The organism is Gemmatimonadota bacterium, assembly GCA_009838645.1.
Taxonomy (GTDB): Bacteria; JAAXHH01; JAAXHH01; order JAAXHH01; family JAAXHH01; genus JAAXHH01.
On the sequence record VXRC01000008.1, the window covers coordinates 50,331 to 72,612 of the forward strand.

Consider the following 22,282-nt stretch of genomic DNA (forward strand, 5'->3'; position numbering starts at 1 on the left):
GCTTGCGAGATTCAGGACGTCATGACACTTCGATTAATATCCTGCAGTGATCGCTGGGACCCCATTCTTCCGGATCGTTCAACGCTTTCGTCCTGATGTGATCTTTCATGCTATGTGAAGCAAAAACGTAGTCCAACTGCCTGGTGGCCGTCGCGGGCGTCTGACCGGGATAGTAGTAGGTGGAACCTTGGTGGCCGATCATGGGCAGTCCGATTGATGACATCCGGTCAAAAACTGCTTGGTTTCGGCCCTTCCAGTAAGCGTTTCTACCCCTTCCATACATTACCGTCGTATCTCCAGCCGCGATCATCCGGAAACTGTCCTTCCTGCCTATAAGGAGCGAGATGTCGGATATTATGCGATGTATCGATGTATCTACCAGATCACGGCTTTTGACTCCAGATTTTGGATGGTGTGCTTCATACTTTGGGCAGAATGACACCACATGAATCGGCCAGCCCTGGTACTTGCCTTCTAGAGGCGTTACGACGGCCGCGGACAAGCAACCCGGATGACTGGAATGTATATCATCCAGGTATTCCACCTTGACCTTGTCGGATACTCTAGCTATTGCGCATCTGGATCGTGCTGTACCCCGGCTATCCGGACGCTGAGAGTCCTTTTTGAAATATGGCGCAGGATCCACTTCTATCCTGTCAGCCACCTCCTTGGGCGGTGCATAGCCTTCCTGGAGCAGTACAACGTCTACACCCGTATCAGGCGACAATTTCCATGCTTCCTCAACTTCATCAATGATATCCTGCCGTTCAGATGAATCTACACCCAGATCCGGCAATGACCTCCACGCCGCCTTTCGATGGCCGATATTCCAGCTGATCAGTTTCATCTGGATTCCTGCGGGATTAGTCTGTAGATGGCATCTTATGGCCTGTCATCAAAGTACGGTGAGCAGTTCTGTTTCCAAACCAGCCAGGACCGGTTACCGTCCGATGCCACTACTATGTGATCTTTGAACTTGTCCGGGAAATTGGTGATTCTGCCGTGCGGGCCTTCGCCCATCACGAAAAGTTCGTCAAGCGTGGTCCTTTCATGAAACAACCTGGTCTTTCCTTCATGCACGGCGTCCTTGATATCCGATATCACCTGTCTGAATTCTTCTTCTAAATCATCGCCCAGGGCATGTTTTTCTGACATTTTACTTGCCTCCTGATTGGGTTCCCACAACCACTTGAGATTTTAATCTACAATATCACCATCGGGCGTTCAACTGCAATGTCCACCGTGTTTCAACAAGCGGAATCTTGAGCTGATCGTAACGGGTCTGGCGGGTCCGCGTGTAACGAACCAGGGTCGAAACGCCCGGACCGATCGGTCCGTACAGCAGGACAACCCATCGCTCCCGATGATTGGACCTGAATAGAGAGGTTGTGTCCTCCGGATCGGTAAATCCGGCCAGCGCGTCCTCCGGCGCGGGAAACCTGGACAGTTTGTATTCCCACTGCGCGGACAGGCTGACTCGGTCCCTGGACCGGTAACGCATGTACAGACGCATATCGTGTTCGGGCTTCAATCCGTACCGGCCGCGCCGCTCGTAGCGGGCGCGCCACTGAACCCGGGCCGGTATCCGCCAGGCCACCTGTCCCTGCCAGGTATCCAGCAGGGCCGATCCGGTGACCTGCCGCTCATTTTTTTCACGGCGCCACACCCCCGAGAGAATGAGTCCGCCGTTCATTCTGCGGCGAAAACGAATGGTGCTGCGCCGGTACAGTTCCAGGTAGGTCAACCGGGGTTCGACGCTCAGTTGAATCGTGGTCCGGCGATCAGGCCGCCAGCGCAGAAGCAGGCTCTGCCACGTCCTTTCGGTTTTCTCGATCAATCTTGCATCCGGCTGGCGGTGGAAGGTCAACCCGCCTTCCACCCCCTCCAAGCTCCAGACCATGCCTCCCTGAACGGTCTGGTGACCCTCGCCGTCGATGGCCATTTCACCGAACAGGTTCGTGCCGCCGTAAAGGAAGTCGAGGTCCGTACCAACGCGCAGGCTACCGTCCGACTGCAGGACAGAGATGCCGACCAACCCCCTGTTCCGGCTCCAACCCAGGCGGCCGCCAGGTTCCCATTTGCCCGAATCGGCCCGCGAGAGGATCCCCGTCAGGCTGAAGCCGCGTCGATCGATCCGCATGGCCATGCCGCGCCGGGCGCCCGATGCATAGGTCGTCCGCACGGGCCTCAGGCCACGGATGCGGCGTTTCACCGACGCGCTGAGACTGGCCGTGGAGGGCCGGATCGAATGGCTGCGCCATATCAGTCCCTGGCCGAAATCCATTTCAAAGTATCCGAGGATCAGCCTGCGGGAAGTAGCCGAACCGCCGAATTCCACATATCCGGACCGCCACCTGGTTTCCCCGCCCCGGTCCCGGCGTTCGCCCCGGCCTCCCAGCTTGAACCTGTTTCCCAGCCCTATATCCGCCTGCACGCCCAGGATGCCGTTTCCCGCCGCGTCGGGTCGGTCGGTGCGGTTTCGCGCCAGGCGCAGGCGCCCGGTGGTATCGAAACTGCGATCTTCCGCCGCGCGGACGAAGGGACTGATCCGGGACACAAGGACAGGCGTGAATCCAGGAACTTGCGCAAGCTCCCCGACATTGCCGAAGGGGCCGTGTCTTTCCCGCCAGGCCACGATCGCGCCGGCGAGGGCGGGCGTGATCCATGGAAGCTGCTCCAACTCGGTACGGCCCGCCCGGTTGATATCGAGCGGGTCGCGCCGCAGCGATACCAGCAGCGCGATGTCCTCCGGATCGATGTCGGCGGCTTCCCGGTCGATCAGCGTATCGATCGAGTAGTCGAGGTCCTGGGCCGCCCGTTCTTCAGGCGGGCACATCATCGCCGCAAGGGATGCGGAGGCCAGCAGCCTCGCTAGTAGTTTCATGAACAAACGCATTTCAACCAAACTCCATGGTAAGGGAAAACCGGTGCGTGATACCCAACAGGGCGTGGGATGAGAGGGCGTAGTCCGTTTTAACCCGTCCCTTCGCCAGGCCCAGGCCGACGTAGAACAGGGAAGGATCGGTGGTCAGACCGGCCCGGATCGTAACGGACTCGGCCAGGCGAAACTCCTGGCCCGCTCTCGTGGTGTAGCCATGACGCGGGTGGCGGTCGAGCTGGAAGGAAACCGTCAGCCGGTCTCCCGTTCGGCTCAAACCCACCTGGATGATGCGGGGACTTTCCGCAGCTGGGCCGGATTCCGAGAAGCGGCCTACGGCATGGGCCATCGCGCCGAGACGAAGTTCGTAGGGGAGATCCAGGAGGATACCCGCGTCCATCGCAACGGCGGAAGCGCCATCGTAGTTTTTAATGGAAAGGCTCAATCGGCGCAGGGCGAGTCCCGCATGGAACCGCCGGCCGATGGAACGTCCGTAGGAGAGACCGAAGACACTCTCCCGGTACAACGAGCTACCCAATCCGTGATAGAACAGGCCGAAATGCCCGAGGCCGGTCGGCGCGACGGCGGAGACGGCCACCTGGGCCAGTTCTTTCATGCCGAAGAGCCGCGTATAGTAGCTCGTAAGGGCAAGCCGGTCTACCCTGGACGTACCGCCCGGGTTGAGGAAAGACGCTTCGGCGTCGTCCGCGACGGCCACGAATGCGCCCGCCATGCCGACGGGTCTGGCACCGGCGAAGACCGGTTCGAATGCGCTCCATGCTGTACCGGGTGTAGCGAGTAACAAAAAAAGCAGTAGAAAACGTTTCATTATGGCTCCCATGTGAAAGTGAACTGTTGAGTGACCGCTTCATTGCGGCATACCTCAACAGTCGGAAGCCGATTCTGAAATCTCGTTTTCTACCGTAAAAAGTCGACCCGGTGCCGCCCCACTCTCGTGTTGACAGCAACCCCCGATCCCGTATATTGAAGGTGGTGCGCCCCAGTAGCTCAGTTGGACAGAGCATCGGACTTCTAATCCGAGGGTCGCAGGTTCGAATCCTGCCTGGGGTATACCGACCTCGCATCAAACCGTCGTATGCCATCCCCGGATCATGTCGATTAAACTACGAACCTATGGCGCATTGCGACTAGGTTGAGGCAAGTTATACCACGGTAACCGAAATCAGGAGCAGCCTACCCGGCACTCTAACGCAGGAGACCTGCTGATGTTCAAGGTAGACCTTACAGCCAATCACCTCGTCCAGCTTGAAGAACGACGTTTCAGCGATCTGAAACTGAATGAGCGCGATCACCTCCAGGAATGGTTGGTGCATACGCCGGAGGCGTTAGGCGAGGATCTCCTTGTCATCCAAAAGGAATTCGACGGCTTCGAAGACACCAGGGAACGTCTTGATCTCCTTGCCCTCGACAAGGAAGGCCGAGTGGTGGTCATCGAGAATAAACTCGATGATTCGGGCCGAGATGTCGTATGGCAGGCGCTCAAGTACGTCGCCTATTGTTCCAGTTTGAAGAAGGCAGAGATCGTCGACATCTATCAGAAGTATCTCAACCGGTGGGTCGACGGCGAGAGTGCGATACCAAACCTTTGCGAATTCCTCGGTGTTGAGGATCTCGACGACACCGTGCTTAATGCGGGTAACGAGCAGCGGCTGATACTGGTCGCCGCGAATTTCCGCAAGGAGGTGACGGCGACCGTACTCTGGCTGATCGGGCACGGGGTCGAGGCGCAGTGTTTCCGGGTAGTGCCTTACAGCTTCGGCGAGGAGCTTCTGATCGACCTGCAACAGATTATCCCCACTCCGGAGGCCGCGGACTACATGATTGGAATGGCCAACAAGGAATCGGAGGAGAAAGCCAGTCAGCGCACTTTAACGCAAACACAACAGTTGAGGCACGCGTTTTGGGAAAAGACCTTGGAGGCACTCCGCGCTCGTGGCGTATCACGGTATGAGAATATCAGTCCGTCCAGGGATCACTGGCTAGCGAGTTCTACAGGTGTAGCGGGCTGCGGGTACAACATGATCTTTGGTAAAAACCTCGCGCGCGTGGATCTTTATATGACGCGCTCGCAAGCGGACGAGAATAAACGAATTTTCGATCAGCTCATTCAGGAAAAGCAGGATATCGAAAGCCGGTTCGGGAAAGAACTAAATTGGCAGCGATTAAATGACAAAAAAGCATGTCGTATCAGTTTTCCGCACTCATTCGATGGATTCGACGAAGAAAACTGGCCAGAAATGATTGAATGGCTCTGCGAGCACATTGTCAAGCTGGAGGAGGCGTTCTCTGATCCGCTGGACCGCGTGAACCGAGATATGAAATCTTGGAGCGACATAACGACTGCCGAAGAAACCGTCCCCTCCTGAGTACCCCAGGCGTCACGATTCCAGCGATTCGCTGGCAGAATACTCTCGAACCTTGCGTTTTCTGGTATCCAGGAGAGAAACGACCTGGGTTCCGTGGATCGATTCATTGTCCGGCAGCGCCGTTTCGCCTTTCTCCTTGCCGGTCTGTGCCACACTCTTCACCGACTTCAGGATATCGCTGCCCGAAACGGCCTCGTGATCGGCGTCGTAATAATCGTACCAGGGCAGGCCGGTTTCGGTGTAGTGTTGAGCCGTAAGCGGTTCTATGGGCGGACGCTCACCGGTTATCGCCATCCACTGGGCCGAATTGGCGATGGTAATGAAACACCGGGCGGGATGCCGCTGGTCCCAGGCATCCAGGCCATAGTCGTCCTCGTAGATCTCCTGCCGCATCCGGCCGCCGGGCGCCAGTCCCATGCCCTCTTCCTGGGGACTTTGCATCGCCATCGGCGCCATGTCCATCTCACTGTATCGTCCGGTGCGCATCGCTTCATAGCGTTCCGCCTTCATGGGATAGGCCGTAATCTGAAGGCCGCCGTGTTGAGCCGAGTCGCGGACCTGCTCCTCGACCGTGTATCCCTTGCCCAGCGGCATGGCCACGAACTGGCGGATCACGCCCTTATCGACGCAGTACCCATCGAGCCACGGTTGTTCGGGCAAAACCAGGTAGTCCTGCGGATCGGTATTCAGGTGGTTTATCCAGTGCTCGCCAGTGATCGCACAGATCTTTCCGGTCGCGATCTTCAATGCGAACGGATAAGCACTGAAGCCGCCGAAGTTCAGCCACATCGCCTTGGCCTGGAACATCGGCATGATCACGCCACCCCTGCGGACCCACTCGTCCGGCAGGCGATCCGCGTAGTCGTCCAGGTGGCGCAAGGGGAAACAACCCAGGCCCGGGGACAAGGGGTAATCCCGCCCATCGTCCGGGATGCGCAGCGTACGCTGAAACGAAATCGAACACCGGGCCTGATCATGTACTTCCGGGCATCCTATTTCCAGTTGGTCGTGCTCAAGGTAAATCATCATGGGTCTCCTTATTGTTACCATTCACCGTCCCGCACTTCGCGAACGATCCTGAGAATGGCGTGATCGGGCGCCTCCTTCATCTTCCGGATCAGGTCCGCGAACAACCTCGGCCGCTTGCGGATGATCTCCTGCAGATCACTCGACACCTTGCCCGCCAGGGCCAGCAGCACGTCCGGGTCCTCACCCAGGTCCCGTGCCAGCTTGAGCGTCGTGGCCTCGGAGGGCGGTGCCACATCGCCACGCTCGATCTTGCTCAGGTAGGCCGGCTCGACCTCGATGCGCTGCGCCACCTGGCGCAGGGAGTATCGCTTGTCTTTCTTCCGCAGGGCTTCGCGGCGGGAACGGATGAGTTTTCCAAAATGTGTCATGTGTTATATATAATACACATCTAGATGATTGTCAAGACCGTTTGTTAAAAAAAAAGCGTATGGATTCGGGCGTTCTGTCGAAGCGCAATAGTGCCTTGGATTCGTACTAATGGCGACCTATCTTCTGGTTCGGAAGCGAAACATACCGGCGAGTGCAACTGTACGTTGCGTGACAAACTGCTCAGCTTGGTAGAACACTAAATTCCCTTGAAGATACTCGGTCTGTGGATGAGGACGCACTCCTTGCCGGTTTTATATCCCTGAAGTAACCTACAAAAGCCATGTGAGTAGCGGCCAGCGAAGCTGGATTGTGGCACTACAAGGGCGAAACATACGAACCGGTCAATTACTCACTGTTCAAGAGATCGTTGAATAGAAGCGCTATTCCGCACGCCCGCACGTGTCCAGCATCGGGATGACCACCTGCAACTGTCGTTTAAGTTGTAAACATGGAGTGATTGAATATGGCCCGTTCGACCATCTTTGGGATTGTGCTTCTCGTAGCAGTAGGCGGTTGTTGGCCATTGATTCCACCGTTACCAGACAGTCCATCTGGACGTGGTACGGAGACCCAGAATCATCCATCTAATCGCGACACAAATACCGAACGGTGGGAATGCTTCGACTACTTAGGCCGGAGTAAGTTGGGAACACTGACCGTCGATCAGTATGGCACAAGCGGCACGGTGGATTTCAACGGAATCAACGCAAGTACGCAGTTTACAATCCAAGGCATTGAACGCCGATGGGATTGGGGGTGGGGAAACGGCGGTTATGATTACGCCATTGTGATCAATGCCGAAGGAACAGGCAGATTTTATAACTTTCGAGGTTCGAACGGCGGAACGGTAAAACCGAGCCACGTTTTCAAATGCACAAGGCGTTGACAATCTCTCAAGTCCTAAAGCGTATAATTCCAATTCCCTTTGAATTATCCACTCAAGTCATCCTATTCAATCCAGATCATTTCATGGCAGATCCTAATCCAAATCCTGAAGGCCCTCCACAGGGTAAAACAGTTTCCATTGGCACCTGGAACATGGACCATTGGAAGCGGACTGTGCAGCAACGTAGAGACGCCTGGGTATACCTTGATTCGAAGGCCGGTGCGGATATCATGCTGCTCCAGGAAAGCGGAGTTCCGACAGGGCTGCCGCGTACGCGTTATGTGCACAGGGAACTCGCCGGAAGCCGACCGTGGGGTTCTGCAGTCGTGGCGTTCTCCGATGCCGAGGACCTCGAATTGGAGGAAATCGATGCCGTACGTTCAAGGTATAGTTCTAGAAGATTTAGCATGTTGGGTTCCAACCCGGGGACCGTGATCGTTGCCCGGGTGGACTTTCCGGGCATAGGACCTATCACATGTATTAGCGTGTACGGCGCCATTAACGTCTATGCGCAAACGACGATGTTCCGTATCGTGGCCGATCTGATTCCCCTTTTCGACTCGAGCGATGGCAAGCGCGTCGTCCTCGGGGGAGACTTCAATGTTACGGATGCAATTCGCGGTGACGCAACCGTACTTCCCAGGTGGCGGGCCATACTGAATGCAGTCGAATCCCTCGGCCTGGTGAATCTCGCCAAAGTTGCTTCTAACCGTCCTCCATCCATCCCAGGATGTCTTTGTGCCGAAGAGGAATGTTTCCATCTTCATACCTATACATGGGGAGGCAACCAGGGGACGCAGCTCGACTGGTTATACGCAACCCCGGATCTGGCAAATCACTGCACGCGAATCCGGCTCGACCACGAGGTATTCGGCAAGTTGAGCGACCATGCCCCGATCGTCGCGGATTTCAACGTCGTTCCCGATGAGCGTCCCCGAATCGTCGATCCCGATTCCTTCGTCGAAGTATTGGCGGCTCGTTCCGGTCCGGAATGTGCCCGCATCGCAGAAGAATTGATCAACTGGGCACTTCGAAAACACGAGACATTGAGACGAGGTGAACGCAGGTTTGCAACCTACGACCGATTCGATATCTCGTCCCGCGTGAGAAACCCGCAGATGTGGTTCCAGCTTGACCTGGATTATCCGGACGACGTGCAATGGACATTCAGCCTTACAACCGACGGCAACGTATGCGTACAGTTTCAATTCATGAAGTCGCCCTTCGATCGATTTGAGGCACGTAAGCGAATCTGGAACGAGATCAACCAGATCCCGGGCGTAGATCTAGACCAGCGACTCAGGGGTCGACCTACGATCCCGATACGTTGCCTGGCGTCCACGGAAACCTGTAAACGGTTCGAACGCGTGTTTTCCGACATGATTGACGAAACGCTTCGTGAGAGGTTGAACTTAACATAGCATCGGGTTTGAGGACGCCTGATTTCGTTGACATCAATCCGTTCAATGCGTATATCGGATGCTGGCCTCAATGGGTTCCCCGTGCGTCCGTAGCTCAGCTGGATAGAGCAACTGACTTCGGATCAGTAGGTCGGGGGTTCGAATCCCTCCGGGCGTATTCTCTTCTTCGACTTCCCCATCTGTAGTTTCGAACCCAGGGCAACGAACCCAGGGCATCGATTGCCGGAAAGGCCTATTCATGGACCGCATCAGGATCGGCGTGGTCGGCTGCGGCGCGATCGCCCAGATTCAGCATCTGCCCCATATCGCGGAACTCCGTGACCGCTACGAACTGGCCGGGCTCTGTGACGCGTCCGCGAAACTCGTCGACTTCATCGGCGAACTCTACCACGTGCCCGAGCGCAGCCGCGTCATCCGGTACGAGGACCTCCTGGTGCTGGACCTGGACGCCGTGCTGCTCTGCTTCGCCGACCCCAAGACCGAAGCGGCCGTCGCCGCGCTGGAAGCGGGCAGGCACGTATTCATTGAGAAACCCATGTGCTATTCGGTGCGGGAAGCGGACCGGATCATCGGGGCCGCCGAAGCTTCGGGCAGGACGCTGATGGTGGGGTACATGAAGCAGCACGATCCGGGGTACCGATTCGCCCGGGACGAGGTGCTTGCCATGCCCGATGTCCGCTTCATTCAGGCCAACCACCTCCACTGCGGCAACGACCGCCACCTGAGTGAGTATACGCTGTACGCCTTCGACGACATACCGGGCGAGGTGATGGAGCGCACGGCCGCCCTCCGGGAGCGCGCCGTCCGGGACGCCATCGGCGACGTGCCGGAGGCCGCGCGAAGGATCTTTTTCTCCCTTTCCGGCAGCATGATCCACGACATCAGCAGCCTGCGGGGCCTCTTCGGTCCGCCGGACCGGGTGGTCAGCGCCGAAGTCTGGCGCGGCGGATCGAGCGTGACGACCGTGCTGGCCTACGAGAACGACGCGCGGTGCGTGGCGACCTGGACCAGCCTGCCCGAACTCCACGATTTCCGGGAGACCCTGGAAGTCTTCGGCGCGGGACGGCGCGTGGGTATCCGTTTTCCCACGGGGTTCGACCGGGGACTGCCGTCGCCGGTCACGGTGATGGGCATGGACGGCGAACAGCCCTGGAAAAAGGAACTCGTGGTCAACAAGCAGAACGCCTTCAAGCTGGAGCTGATCCACTTCCACGATTGCGTCGTGAACGGTAAACCACCCATCACCGACGGATACGGCGCGCGGCAGGACCACGCCCTTTGCCGCGACATCGTACACGCCTACCTGCGGGCCAACCCATCATGAAGATTGTATTCTGTACCCTCACGCTGAGTGGCTATCGTTCACCCGAAGCCGCGGAACGGGGTTATCCTCTGGCCGAAGAGCGAAAGCCGGTGTGGGACTGGCTCGTCCGCCACGGATTCGACGGGATCGACCTGGGCGAGACCTGGTTCAATTTCTACGACGCACCGGACGAAGCGCTCGTCGAGCTGGGTGAGGAGGCGCGGGGGCACGGACTCGAAATCGGCGGGCTGACCGTGCTGCGGAAAATCATCACCTGGCCGGCGCCCGAGGAGGTCAGGGCGACGAACCGGGGATTGCTGTCCCGTGCGGTGAAAGCGGCCCAGCTCGCGGGGGCACCGCTGGTCAACATGTCCATCTCTCCGCAGCCCTGGGAAGTGGGCGTGCGCGAGCAGGATCTCAGGGGGCAGTCCGACCCGGTGGGCAGCAGCATGCGGGCGCGGGACGAGGACTACGAAGAGGCTGCCGGCGTGCTGCGGTCACTGGCGCGGGAGGCCGATCCGGAGGGCACCGAACTGACCCTGGAACTCCACCAGAACAGCATTGTGGACACCCCGGAGGGCATGCTGCGGCTGATCGACCTGGTCGGCCATCCCCTGATCAAGGCGAACCCGGATCTCGGCAATTTCTACTTCGCCTACGCGACGCCCGAAGGCGGCTGGGACGACGTGTGCCGCATGCTCGCGCCCCACACCAACTTCTGGCACGTCAAGAATATCCAGCGGATCTACTTCCAGGAAGAAGACCGCGCCCAGCACATCAACGCGCCCCTGGGCGAGGGCATGATCGACTATCGGCGGGCGCTTCGGATCATGCGGGACGGCGGCTTCGACGGGTACATCAGCATCGAACTGGCCACGGGCGCCGATCCCTTCAACGCGATCCTGTCCGGCAAGCGATACCTCGACGAAATGATGCGGGACGAAATCTGATACCGGAAACGACTTGAAACTGAACTTCTTCCAGATGATCGCCCTGATGGGACCGGGGATCGCCGTTGCGGCCACGGGCGTCGGCGCCGGGGACATGATTTCGGCCACCAATGCCGGCGCGAATTTCGGTACGGTGCTGCTGTGGGCCCTCGTCTGGGGCGCTGTGCTCAAGTTCGCCCTGAACGAAGGGGTCGGACGCTGGCAGCTAGCGACGGGCACCACGCTCCTGGAAGGCTGGGTGGAGCGCCTCGGCAGACCCGTTCAGTATTTCTTCCTGCTCTATCTCCTCATCTGGTCCTTCCTGGTCGGCGGCGGGTTGCTTTCGGCCTCCGGCATCGCCGGCCACACGGTTTTCCCAGGCCTCTCGGTCGCGCAGTGGGGAATTATACACGCCCTGGCCGCGTGCGTCATGGTCTGGGCAGGCCGTTTCGGGTTCTTCCTGACCGTCATGAAAGTGCTCGTCGGCCTGATGTTCGTGAGCTTCCTGATCAGCGCCTGGGCCCTTCGCCCCGACATCGGCGACATCCTGCGCGGCATCGCCCTGCCGACTGCGCCGTCGGGTTCGGTGGTCGCCGTGCTGAGCGTCCTGGGAGGCGTGGGCGGCAGCCTGTCGGTCATGTGCTACGGGTACTGGATCCGGGAAGCCGGGCGCGAAGGCGGCGAATGGCTCAGGGGCATTCGGATCGATCTAGGCGGCGCCTATCTCCTGACGGGATTCTTCGGCGTAGCCGTCATGATCCTCGGCGCGCAGATCCGTCCCGAGGCCGTGGGCATCGATATCGTCCTGGGCATGGCGGACCGGCTGGAAACGGCGCTGGGCCCCTTCGGGCGGTGGTCCCTCTACCTGGGTTTCTGGGCCGCGGTCATCACCTCAGTGCTGGGCGTCTGGCAGGGGATACCCTACCTGTTCGCCGACTTCATGGCGCTGTTCAAAAGAGCTTCCAGCGAGGACCGCGCGGCCATGGTCCGGACCGACTCACGGTACTACCGCGGGTTCCTGCTGTTCCTGACCTTTCCGACCATGGCCCTGCTGCTATTCGACCGGCCGGTATCCATCGTCATCATCTACACGGTGGTCGGCGCCTTCTTCATGCCGTTCCTGGCCGGCACCCTGCTGTACATGAACTCGAAACGGGATTGGGTCGGAAACCTGAAGACGGGGTGGTTGTTGAACGTACTTCTGGTCCTCGCGCTGGTCCTCTTCCTGTATCTCGGCGTCATTCAGTTGATCGACGCGCTGGGTTGACCCTGACATTCGGTCGGTCAGGCGACTGTGCAGCTGATCCGACGATTACGCGGCTGGCCCCGGCGATCAATACGATTTGTAAATCGGAGCGACTGAAATGGCCTCGCCGATCGGCATCGGCATTATCGGTATGGGGTGGATGGGCATGGTCCACGGCCGGGCCTACCACCAGGTCCGGCAGCGCTTTCCTGAAAGCGGGCTGGTACCGGATCTGGTCGTCTGCGCGGACGACGTGACTGCGCGGTGCGAGCAAGCCCGGAACATGCTGGGATTTACCAGGACCACGACGGACTGGCGCGAAGTGATGGACGACCCCGAAGTGTCCGTGGTCAACATCACCGTGCCGAATCATCTACACCTGGACATGGTCCGTGCCGCGGCGAAGGCGGGCAAGCATGTATTCTGCGAGAAACCCGTGGGGCGCTCTCCCGCGGAAACGGCCGAAATCGCCCGGGCGGCCACCGAAGCCGGCGTGCTGACCTGGGTGGGTTACAACTACCGGTGGGCGCCGCTGGTGCAGCATACGCGAACGCTTGTCGCCGATGGCACGCTGGGCGACATCACCCACTATCGCGGCCGCTTTTTAGCAGGCTACGCGAGTCACCCCGACGGCGTGCTCTCGTGGCGCTTTCGAAGTGAGGATGCCGGAAGCGGCGCCCTGGGCGACCTCATGTCCCATGTAGTCGACATGGCCCACATGCTCGCGGGACCCATCAGGCGCGTAGTCGGGCAGCAGGCGCTGATCATCGAAGACCGGCCCGTCGCGCCGGCCGGCGACGGCACGCACTTTTCCGTTGGGACCGGCGGGCAACGCGAACCCGTGACGAATGAAGACTACGCCGGGGCGCTGGTGGAGTTCGAGCGCGGCGCCCGGGGTTCCTTCGAAGTCGACCGCGTGATCCAGGGGACGAAATGCCAGATGGCCTTCGAGATTCACGGCACCAAGGGCGCAATCCGGTGGGACTTCGAACGCATGAACGAATTGCAGTTGTACGCGGTCGACGGACCGCACGACGGGTTCGTCACCCTGCAGAGCGGTCCGGCCTATCCGGGGCATGTCCACTTCAACCCCGGGCCGGCCGTGGGACTCGGATACGACGACCTCAAGGCGATCGAGACTTTTCACTTCCTGCAGTCCATCGCGGCGGGCAGACAGGGCGAACCCGGCTTCAATGAAGCGCGGGCCGTGGCCGAGGTGCTGGCCGCGGTGGAGCGCTCCTGGTCGTCCGACCGATGGGAATCGGTGCAGGAAAGCGACTGAACAACTCGGCGACGGCCAATAACCCGGTGACGGCCACGGACTGATCGATCGCGGCCGGCCGGCACCGCCCGAATCGACCGGGATCAGGTATCTAAACGAAGGAGCAGATCATGGCATATCCCCACGATAAGGTCCGCCTGACCACGGCGCAGGCGGTGGTCAAATACCTGTCCGTGCAGTACAGCGAGCGCGACGGTGTGGAGCGTCGCTTCATCCCCGCCATATTCGGCATATTCGGTCATGGGAACGTGGCCGGGCTGGGCCAGGCCCTTTTCGAATACGGACAGGACCTGACCTACCACCAGCCCTGCAACGAGCAGTCCATGGTGCACACCGCCTCGGGTTACGCCAAGGTGAACCACCGCATGGCCACTATCGCGTGCACGGCGTCGATCGGACCGGGTTCGACCAACATGCTGTCCGGCGCGGCCACGGCCACGATCAACCGCCTGCCCGTGCTCCTGCTGCCGTCCGACTACTACGCCACCCGGTACCAGGGCCCGGTGCTGCAGGAACTCGAGCACCCGGTGTCCGCCGAGGTGAGCGTCAACGACTGCTTCCGCCCGGTCAGTCGTTTCTTCGACCGGGTCAACCGGCCCGAACAACTGCTGACCGCCCTGCCGGAAGCCATGCGCGTGCTCACCGATCCGGCGGATACGGGCACGGTGACGATCTCGATGCCCCAGGACGTGCAGGCCCACGCCTACGACTACCCGGCCCACTTCTTCGAGAAACGGGTCTGGCGCGTGGAGCGCAGGCCGCCGACGAGAGCGCGCATCGCGGAGGCGATCGAGATGCTCAAAGGGGCGAAGCAGCCGATGATCATCGCCGGTGGCGGCGTCCACTACTCGGAAGCCTGGGACGCCCTCGCGGCCTTCGCAGAGTCCTGCGGCATCCCCGTGGGAGAGACCTTCGGCGGCAAGGGCGCCATGCGCGAGTCATCGGACTGGGTGATCGGCGGGTTCGGCGTGACCGGCACGCCGGCGGGCGCGAAAATCGCCGCCGAGGCCGACCTGGTCATCGCCGTGGGGACGCGGCTGACCGATTTCTCCACGGGCTCGCAGTCGGCCTTTACGAATCCCGACGTCCGGTTCATCGGCATCAACGTGGCCGGACACGACGCCTACAAGCAGGGCGCCCTGCCGGTCACGGCCGACGCCCGGGAAGCGCTGACCGCCCTGGCCGAAGCCGCACGGGAGGCCGGCATCCGGGCCGACGGGACCTACAAAGCGGAAATTGGCCGCCACATGGACGCCTACCGTAAGTCGCTGAATGAAGAAGTGTACGTCGATCATCCCGGCGAGGCCATGAGTCAGGCCCGACTCATCCAGACCCTGAACGGCGAAGCCCGGGAAGGCGACTGCGTCATTGCCGCCGCCGGCAGCCCACCGGGCGACCTGCACCGGCTGTGGGACGTGACGGGCGGCGCGGCCTGCTACCTGGAATTCGGCTATTCGTGCATGGGGTGGGAACTTCCGGCCGGGCTGGGCACCCGCATGGCCGGGAAGCACGACGAGATCTACGTCTACATTGGCGACGGGACCTACCTGATGAATCCCACCGAACTCATGACCGCCATGCAGGAGGGCCTCAAGGTGACCGTCGTCATCTCGGAGAACCACGGTTACCAGATCATCCGGGCCCTGCAGATGGGCCGGGCGGGCCGGTCGTTCGGCAACGAATTCCGTGGACGGGACGCCGGTTCGAACCGTCTCGAAGGCGAGTACCTGGAGATCGATTTCGCCGCCAACGCCGAGAGTTTCGGCGCGCGGGCGTGGCACGTGAAGTCGCCGGACGAGTTGCGACAGGCGCTCAGGGAAGCCCGTTCGGAGACGCGGGCCTGCGTGATCGTGTGCGAGACCGAGAAACACCGCTACCTGCCGCCATCCGACGTGTGGTGGGACATCGCGTCCGCCGAGGCGACCAACGATCCCATGACGCGGAAGCTGCGCGAGGGATACGAGGCCGAACGGCGCACGAGCCAGCGGTTTCACTACTAGCGGTTTCACAACTAACTGGAGGATTCCGTGCACATCCGTATCGGCAGCGCGCCGGATTCGTGGGGCGTCTGGTTTCCTGACGACCCACGGCAGACCCCGTGGCAGCGGTTCATGGACGAGGTGGCCGAAGCCGGCTACACGTGGATCGAACTGGGGCCCTATGGTTATCTGCCCACGGAGATCGACCGGCTGCAGCGGGAACTGGCGGCGCGGAACCTTAAGGTGACCAGTGCCTTCGCCATGGGGAACCTCGAGGATCCGGACCGCTGGGCCGAACTAGAGCAGCAGGTGGTGGGCGCGGGAGAACTGCTGGCCGCCACCGGAGCCGGCTTTCTCGTCCTGATCGACGGGACCTACTCCGACCTGTTCACCGGCGAATTGATCGAGCCCCGGACCCTGGACGACGAGCACTGGCGGCGGCTGGTCGATACGACCCACCGCGTGGCCGATCTCGCCCGCAACGCATTCGGACTGCATCTCGTGTTCCACCCGCACGCGGAGACCCACGTGGAATACGAGGAACAGATCGAGCGTTTCCTGGAAGATACCGACCCGGGGCGGGTGTCGCTTTGTTTCGACGTGGGCCACCACGCCTACCGCGGCGGAGATCCGGTAGCCTTTCTCGAGGAACACCGCGACCGGATCCCCTATCTCCATCTCAAGAGCGTGGATCCGGAGAAACAACGGAAGGTGGAAGCCGAAAACATCCCCTTCGCCGACGCCGTGGCCATGGACATGTTCTGCGAGCCTTCGGCGGGCCTGGTCGACTTTCCGGCATTGCTTGAGTCGCTGAAGCGTATCGACTACGACGGTTACGCCATCGTGGAACAGGACATGTATCCGGCGCCTTTCGACAGACCTTACCCTATCGCGAAGCGGACGTTGGCGTACCTGCGGGAAATCGGGTTCTAGGGACGCGTCAGGTTCGAGCCTGCCGCCGGCGCATCGCCCCGGGCAGCCAGATGAACAGTGTGCCCAACGAGACGCTCCAGACCGATCCCGCCGCAAAAGTCGCCGCCGAAACGATCCCCGCGTTCAGGATGATCTTGACCGGGGTATCTCGCTCGATCACCGTCTGGTAGGCTTCCGGTGAGAACCGGCCGTGATCCAGTCCGACCAGGGCGGCGGTTGAGTAGGAAATCCAGTTCGGAACGAACCAGACCAGCAGGACCACCACCAGCAACGCACCGGCGGTTCGCTTCCAGGGCAGATGGTCCCACTTGCCCTTCAGGCCATAGTAAAGATACGCGAGCGGCATCAGGAAGTAGACGCCGATGAACATGGACTGTTCCGGCGCGACGAAATCCAGCAGCAGGCGCGTCGCCGCGACGATCCAGCCCAAGATCACGAGTCCGCGGATGTCCGACCATAGCGACGGTTGATCCGATGTCATTTACGTTTCTCCCATTCTATAAAGTGTGAACTACGATGCGGTTTTGCTGCGCGTTCAGTACGTAAAGTTAGAGGACCTTTCATCCGCAAGCCAGCCGCTCATGGAATACGCGTCCCGGTCCTTTTCGGACAGGATGGCATCTCCAGGGATCATCTCGTCGAAGGCGCGCTTCAACGCGCGATCGCAAAGCGACCAGTCCAGATCGTGAGCCATTGGCGAGATGCCGGCCTCGTCGCCGGGGCTGTACTCCCCGCTGCACAGGTACTCCAGAATGCAGTCGGTCGGGCAGAAGAAGCCGTGGGCGAATCCCGGCGGCACCCAGATCCACTCGGCGTGGTCCGCGTCGGGATCCGCCGAGATGTCCCGGGCCACGATCCTGCCCAGCGTGGGCGACCCCAGCCGGATATCCAGCGCCAGATCCACGACACGGCCCCTGACGGCGCGGACCAGCTTTCCCATGTGGGGGTTCCACTGGAAATGGAGGCCTCGGACGACGCCGGCGCGAGAGAAACTCTCGTTGATCTGCAGAAACCGGACATCACGAAGAAACGCGGTCTCCGGGTTGCGCGTAAGGTCCCCCAGCCGGTAGGATTCGGTGAAGTACCCACGGTCATCCCTGAAGCGGCCGAAGCGAATCACTTTCAGCTCGGGGATCGCGAGGGATTCCACGGCTTCGATCTTCATGCGTCTCTCCTTTCACGAGCGGTCGTACGCACGCTGAAGATAGGCCGGTGAGGAAGATCGGGGCAAGCAGGAAATCCCGCGGAGCCCGGCGCCACATTCGGCGCCGTCGAACAGTACCGCTTGACAATGTCGAACCGTCGCGCTTGACAGCGCCGAACCGTTACTGTTGATTCCGGTCTATACCCGCGCCACCATCTGAAACGAGAAGAAAGAAGCCCCGAATGACTATGGAATCCGGCCCCACCCCGGCGGAATGGAAACAGTGGGAGGAAGAGGGTTATCTCGTCTTCGAGGACGCGATCCGGGGAGAGATGCTGGACCGCCTCCAGAACGCCTTCGACCTCTGGGCCGCCGCCTGCAAGGAGGAATGGCTCGACCGGATTGCCCGTGGCGAAGCCGCGGCGACTTTCTACGATATACCGAACACCCTCGAGAAAGACGATGTGTTCATCGACATTCTCGATCAGCCCCGGTACTTCCAGTACGTGAAGGCGTTCGCGGGGGACGACGTAATCGTGATCGGCGAGCAGGTCAGGACCGCCCCGCTCTGGCCCACGAGCTACACGGGTTGGCATCCCGACGTTCCGCACAGCCACCCGCTTCACATCAAGGTACAGGTCTACGTGAACGACGTGGAACCCGGCGGGGGCGAATTCGCCTTCGTGCCCGGCAGCCACCGGCCGGACGCGGGACCCTATCACCGCGTGAAGAACCTGGCGGCCATGCCCGGTCACAAGCGGTTCGCCGGCAAGGCCGGCACGGCGATCATGTTCAATACCTACGGCTGGCATGTCGCCATGGAGAATGACACGCGAACGCCCCGTAAATCGATTATCCTCATCTACGAAAAACGCACGCCGGATCGCATCGCCGAGGACCGGTTCGCATCCATTGCTAACTCGCTGGACACGCCGGACCGACAGCGGCTTTTCGGATTGGCCTAGATCAAGAGATACCATGCCGCGCATCGATGCCCATGGCCATGTTTTTGCGAAGGTCACCCGGGAATTCCCGCGGGAAACGGGCGGGAACACGCCGCCGGACCGGGAAGAAACGGTCGAGAAGCTGATGACCTACATGGCCGCCAGTGATATAGACCAGGCCATGATCGTCCAGATGGGCGGCGCGACCCCGGCCCACCACGCTTACGTACTGCACTGCCTCAGGACCTATCCCGATCGGTTCCTGGGCATCGGCCTGATCCCGGAGGAGGTTTTCCCCTCGCCGCAGGAGCACATGGACCGGTTGACGGACGGCACGGGCATCGTAGGGTTCCGCCTTGGACTGGTCGGCGGTCCGAGGGACCCCTTCGAAAGTGTGGACGTCCGTACCCTGCGAACCTATCCGATCTGGAAACACGCGGCGGAGAAAGACCTCGTACTCTGGATGTATGTCCGCGCGACGGACGCCCACCTGATCGCCTACCTGGTGGACGCTTTTCCCCAGGTGCGGGTGGTGCTCAACCACATGGGTATCTGCCCCGGAGAAGGAAAGGGCAGCCACGACCGGTGGGGCCGGCCCCAGATCGACACGCCGTCGTACAATCCCGCCTTCCACACCACCATCCGCCTCTGCAAATACGATAACGTGACGACGAAGTTGTCGGGCCATTACGCCTTCAGCAAGGAACCCTTCCCCTATCCGGACCTGGAGGGATGGAACAGGGCACTGCTCACGTCCTTTGGCGCGGACCGCCTCATGTGGGCGACCGACTTCCCGTGGATCTACGAAGAACCCGGATACGACAAGCTGACGAAACTGGTCGATGAGGCCATGCCCAATATCAAGCCCCACGAGTACGAGGCGATCATGGGCGGCACGGCCAAGCGGTTCCTGCGCTTTCCGGATCTGAAGTGATACGGATCGCAACAGTACGCGTCTACGTTCCGATCGGAGACCAAAATGAGCGACGATCATAACGGTTTACTGACCAGCGCACACATCCAGGGCCTGGTTCAACGGATGGGAGAAGCGGCCGTCGACTTCACGGCCTCCCTGGCCCCTGATCAGCGGGCGAAAGCGCTCTTCCCCTTCGAGGACGACGACGCCCGCACTTTCTGGGACTACGTGCCCCTTGAGCGAAAAGGCCTGCCGCTCGGCGAGATGGACCGGGGACAGCGGCGCCGGGTCCTGAAGCTCGTGGCCTCGGGGCTGAGCGACACTGGTTACGCCACCACGACGACAATCATGGGCCTGGAAGCCACGCTGGACGCCCGGGAGGGCTGGTCATCGGGCAACTGGCGGGATCCTACCGACTACTACGTGTCACTATTCGGCACGCCTTCGGACCACGATCCCTGGGGATGGAAATACGAAGGGCATCACGTTTCCATCAACTATACCATCGCCGGGGGACGGATCGTCGCGCCCACGCCCTTCTTCTTCGGGGCGAATCCGGCATCGTCCGCGCTCAACGGCGTCAGTTCGCTCCGGCCCCTGGGCAACGTGGAAGACCTGGCGCGGCAACTGGTGCGAGCACTGGACGAGGAACAACGGAACAGCGCGCTGATCGCGGCGGTCCCGCCGGGGGACATCGTCACGGTGAATCAGCGGTTTATAGAGGAAAACAGGGAGAAACCGGACCGGCTGGCCCGGACGGACGTGCCCTATGATGCGGTGCGGTACACAGAAACGCCCCGCGGCCTTTCCGGTGCAGGCATGAACGACGGGCAGCGGGAAATGCTGGAGGCCCTCATCGGAGAATACATTCACCGCATGTCCGACGCCGTCGCCGAGATCGAATCCGACCTGTTAAGAAAGCACGGCGTGGGCGACGTCCACCTGGCCTGGGCCGGCGGCCTGGAAGCCCGGCAACCCCACTACTACCGCCTGCAGGGCGGACGGTTCCTGGTGGAATACGACAACGTGCAGAACGACGCCAACCACGTGCACACGGTCTGGCGCAACCCGACGAACGATTTCGGCGCGGACCTGCTCGCCCATCACTACCACACCGCGCACGACCACGGGGTGGTGCACCGGCACTGAGCAGGCGGCAAGATTGACGGACGCGGCCTGCTGGTTCCCAGCACGCGGCGCGCCGGCTGGCGCGGCATCAGTTATCAGTACCCCTTGCGCTTGTCGATCACGCTCGTCAGCGGCCGTCCATCCAGGTAACGGCGCAGGTTTTCGCAGAACAGGGCCACGCACCGGCCGTCCCGGTTGGGAGAGCCCCCGGCGGTATGGGGCGTGATCACCACGTTTTCCATCTTCCACAGCGGATGGTCACCGGGTAGCGGCTCCTTCGGCACCACGTCCAGGCCCGCGCCGCCGATCCGTTTGCCTTCCAGCGCTTCGAGCAGGGCCGCTTCGTCGACGATCCTGCCCCTGGTGACGTTGATCAACAGCGCGTGGTCTGGCATGCGGGCGAAGGCGGCCCGGTCGAACAGCCCCTCCGTCTCCGCCGTCAGAGGCGCGCAGACGGCCACGACGTCCGACTGTTCCAGGAGCGCATGGAACCGGTCCATGCCCCAGTAGGCCTCTACCTCATCCGGTACTTCCACATCCTCCGGATCCACGGCGACGACGCGCATGCCGAAGGCGGACGCCCGTATGGCCAGTTCTCGGCCGGTTCCCCCCAGTCCCACGATGCCCATGGTCCGGTCCACCAGTTCCCACGAAGCGTCGCGGATGGGCCAGCGCGGGTCCCAGCCCGGATTTCGGATCGCGGTGTGGATACCCCGGGTCAGCGCGAGCAGGAGCGCCATGGCGTGGTCGGCCAGGTGCACGCCCACGAAGCCCTTCGCGCTGCACAGCACCACGTCGCTTTCCACCAGTTCGGGATACAGCAGTCCGTCCACGCCGGCGCCCCAGCTCTGGATCCAGGCGAGCTTTCTCCTTCGCGCGAAGAGGGCCCGGGTGATCTCGCCGCAGACCACTTCGATCTCCGGCATGACGGCCAGCGCCTCCTCCTCCGAATCCACCCTTACCACCCGTACTTTCTCGTCGACCCGGCGGATTTCGTCGACGAGGGGTTCGATCAGATTCATCCTGAGCAGGACGTTCATGGCTGCACCTCGGGGTAGTCGGGAATCAGGTTCGTTGCTTGAGATGGGAAGCACCCTTCCGTGCGATTTCGAAGGCGGTTTTGCCGTTCCTGTTCTGCACGTTCGGGTCCGCACCCCCGGCGAGCAGTGCTTCCGCGGCCTCGGCGTGTCCTTCGTATGTCGCCCTGTGCAGGGGCGTACGGCCTTTGCGATCCTGCGTGTCCAGGTCGGCGCCGGCCGCCGCCAGCAGCTTCACCGCCTCCGCACGGCCGCATTCGGCGGCAAGCTGCAGGGGGGTCCGATGGGCGTCGTTCCGCGCGTCTACCTCCGCGCCGCGGTCCAGCAGCCACCGAAGACATTCCAGCGAACCCGCCCTCGACGCCCAGTGCAGGGGGGTCATCCCGTACGCGCTGACCACCGAACCCGCCCTCGACGCCCAGTGCAGGGGGGTCATCCCGTAGGGGCCTGTCATCCGGGCGGGGCCGGGGG

22 protein-coding genes and 2 tRNA genes are annotated in these 22,282 nt (G+C 61.2%); 14 read left to right on the top strand and 10 right to left on the bottom strand.

Annotated features, from left to right (window positions below; all coding sequences use genetic code 11):
- Nucleotides 1–19 precede the first annotated feature (19 nt).
- From F4Y38_03180 to F4Y38_03195, 4 genes are read right to left on the bottom strand one after another with little or no spacing between them, the layout of a single operon-like run.
- Nucleotides 20–847 (bottom strand): hypothetical protein, encoded by an 828-nt coding sequence (locus F4Y38_03180; GenBank protein ID MXY48285.1) that lies wholly within the window; start codon nt 845–847, stop codon nt 20–22.
- Between the two features lie 35 nt (nt 848–882).
- Nucleotides 883–1,155 (bottom strand): hypothetical protein, encoded by a 273-nt coding sequence (locus tag F4Y38_03185; GenBank protein MXY48286.1) that lies wholly within the window; start codon nt 1,153–1,155, stop codon nt 883–885.
- A 55-nt stretch (nt 1,156–1,210) separates the two neighbouring features.
- The gene (locus F4Y38_03190) at nt 1,211–2,896 is read right to left on the bottom strand and encodes a hypothetical protein (protein ID MXY48287.1); all 1,686 of its coding nucleotides are present in this window, start codon (nt 2,894–2,896) and stop codon (nt 1,211–1,213) included.
- 1 nt (nt 2,897) lies between these two features.
- A complete protein-coding gene (locus F4Y38_03195; protein ID MXY48288.1) occupies nt 2,898–3,707 on the bottom strand; it encodes a hypothetical protein in 810 nt (269 codons plus the stop codon).
- 168 nt (nt 3,708–3,875) lie between these two features.
- Between F4Y38_03195 and F4Y38_03200 the strand changes: the two genes are divergently transcribed.
- A tRNA-Arg gene (locus tag F4Y38_03200) sits at nt 3,876–3,949 on the top strand.
- A gap of 155 nt (nt 3,950–4,104) precedes the next feature.
- Entirely contained in the window at nt 4,105–5,265 is a 1,161-nt protein-coding gene (locus F4Y38_03205) for a DUF4268 domain-containing protein (GenBank protein ID MXY48289.1), read from the top strand.
- 12 nt (nt 5,266–5,277) lie between these two features.
- Here F4Y38_03205 and F4Y38_03210 read toward each other — a convergent pair whose 3' ends face one another.
- Nucleotides 5,278–6,294 carry a hypothetical protein gene (locus tag F4Y38_03210; protein ID MXY48290.1) on the bottom strand — a complete coding sequence of 339 codons (1,017 nt, stop codon included), beginning with the start codon at nt 6,292–6,294 and terminating at the stop codon, nt 5,278–5,280.
- 14 nt (nt 6,295–6,308) lie between these two features.
- Nucleotides 6,309–6,662 carry a helix-turn-helix domain-containing protein gene (locus tag F4Y38_03215; protein MXY48291.1) on the bottom strand — a complete coding sequence of 118 codons (354 nt, stop codon included), beginning with the start codon at nt 6,660–6,662 and terminating at the stop codon, nt 6,309–6,311.
- A 644-nt stretch (nt 6,663–7,306) separates the two neighbouring features.
- On the opposite strand from F4Y38_03215, the gene F4Y38_03220 reads away from it, so the two are divergent.
- The 9 genes from F4Y38_03220 to F4Y38_03260 all read left to right on the top strand — a co-directional run bounded on the left by F4Y38_03220 (nt 7,307) and on the right by F4Y38_03260 (nt 16,642).
- Nucleotides 7,307–7,549 (top strand): hypothetical protein, encoded by a 243-nt coding sequence (locus tag F4Y38_03220; protein ID MXY48292.1) that lies wholly within the window; start codon nt 7,307–7,309, stop codon nt 7,547–7,549.
- Nucleotides 7,550–7,632: 83 nt separating this feature from the next.
- On the top strand, nt 7,633–8,970 hold the full coding sequence (locus tag F4Y38_03225; protein MXY48293.1) for a hypothetical protein: 1,338 nt from the start codon (nt 7,633–7,635) through the stop codon (nt 8,968–8,970).
- An 83-nt stretch (nt 8,971–9,053) separates the two neighbouring features.
- A tRNA-Arg gene (locus tag F4Y38_03230) sits at nt 9,054–9,127 on the top strand.
- Nucleotides 9,128–9,208: 81 nt separating this feature from the next.
- On the top strand, nt 9,209–10,294 hold the full coding sequence (locus F4Y38_03235) for a Gfo/Idh/MocA family oxidoreductase (GenBank protein ID MXY48294.1): 1,086 nt from the start codon (nt 9,209–9,211) through the stop codon (nt 10,292–10,294).
- Complete coding sequence (locus tag F4Y38_03240) at nt 10,291–11,223, top strand: sugar phosphate isomerase/epimerase (GenBank protein MXY48295.1); 933 nt, start codon at nt 10,291–10,293, stop codon at nt 11,221–11,223. Before F4Y38_03235 ends, F4Y38_03240 begins: the two co-directional genes overlap by 4 nt.
- Nucleotides 11,224–11,236: 13 nt before the next feature.
- A complete protein-coding gene (locus F4Y38_03245) occupies nt 11,237–12,469 on the top strand; it encodes a divalent metal cation transporter (GenBank protein ID MXY48296.1) in 1,233 nt (410 codons plus the stop codon).
- Between the two features lie 97 nt (nt 12,470–12,566).
- Complete coding sequence (locus F4Y38_03250; protein MXY48297.1) at nt 12,567–13,730, top strand: Gfo/Idh/MocA family oxidoreductase; 1,164 nt, start codon at nt 12,567–12,569, stop codon at nt 13,728–13,730.
- A 110-nt stretch (nt 13,731–13,840) separates the two neighbouring features.
- On the top strand, nt 13,841–15,730 hold the full coding sequence (iolD, locus tag F4Y38_03255; protein ID MXY48298.1) for a 3D-(3,5/4)-trihydroxycyclohexane-1,2-dione acylhydrolase (decyclizing): 1,890 nt from the start codon (nt 13,841–13,843) through the stop codon (nt 15,728–15,730).
- A 111-nt stretch (nt 15,731–15,841) separates the two neighbouring features.
- Nucleotides 15,842–16,642 carry a TIM barrel protein gene (locus F4Y38_03260; protein MXY48299.1) on the top strand — a complete coding sequence of 267 codons (801 nt, stop codon included), beginning with the start codon at nt 15,842–15,844 and terminating at the stop codon, nt 16,640–16,642.
- Nucleotides 16,643–16,649: 7 nt separating this feature from the next.
- Here F4Y38_03260 and F4Y38_03265 read toward each other — a convergent pair whose 3' ends face one another.
- Nucleotides 16,650–17,123, bottom strand: a complete 474-nt coding sequence (locus F4Y38_03265) for a hypothetical protein (GenBank protein MXY48300.1) — start codon at nt 17,121–17,123, stop codon at nt 16,650–16,652.
- Nucleotides 17,124–17,177: 54 nt separating this feature from the next.
- The gene (locus F4Y38_03270; GenBank protein ID MXY48301.1) at nt 17,178–17,807 is read right to left on the bottom strand and encodes a dTDP-4-keto-6-deoxy-D-glucose epimerase; all 630 of its coding nucleotides are present in this window, start codon (nt 17,805–17,807) and stop codon (nt 17,178–17,180) included.
- Nucleotides 17,808–18,028: 221 nt separating this feature from the next.
- On the opposite strand from F4Y38_03270, the gene F4Y38_03275 reads away from it, so the two are divergent.
- Genes F4Y38_03275 through F4Y38_03285 form a run of 3 tightly spaced genes read left to right on the top strand, consistent with a single transcriptional unit; the run spans nt 18,029 to nt 20,795 of the window.
- On the top strand, nt 18,029–18,751 hold the full coding sequence (locus F4Y38_03275) for a phytanoyl-CoA dioxygenase family protein (protein MXY48302.1): 723 nt from the start codon (nt 18,029–18,031) through the stop codon (nt 18,749–18,751).
- A complete protein-coding gene (locus tag F4Y38_03280; protein ID MXY48303.1) occupies nt 18,597–19,664 on the top strand; it encodes an amidohydrolase in 1,068 nt (355 codons plus the stop codon). The genes F4Y38_03275 and F4Y38_03280 overlap by 155 nt, the downstream gene beginning before the upstream one ends.
- A gap of 45 nt (nt 19,665–19,709) precedes the next feature.
- Entirely contained in the window at nt 19,710–20,795 is a 1,086-nt protein-coding gene (locus F4Y38_03285) for a DUF3500 domain-containing protein (GenBank protein ID MXY48304.1), read from the top strand.
- A 74-nt stretch (nt 20,796–20,869) separates the two neighbouring features.
- Here the strand turns inward: F4Y38_03285 and F4Y38_03290 are convergent, their stop codons facing one another.
- Both F4Y38_03290 and F4Y38_03295 read right to left on the bottom strand, forming a co-directional pair.
- Nucleotides 20,870–21,814, bottom strand: coding sequence for a D-2-hydroxyacid dehydrogenase (locus F4Y38_03290; GenBank protein ID MXY48305.1), 945 nt, complete (start codon nt 21,812–21,814; stop codon nt 20,870–20,872).
- Nucleotides 21,815–21,839: 25 nt separating this feature from the next.
- Nucleotides 21,840–22,265, bottom strand: coding sequence for an ankyrin repeat domain-containing protein (locus F4Y38_03295; protein MXY48306.1), 426 nt, complete (start codon nt 22,263–22,265; stop codon nt 21,840–21,842).
- Between the last annotated feature and the right edge of the window lie 17 nt (nt 22,266–22,282).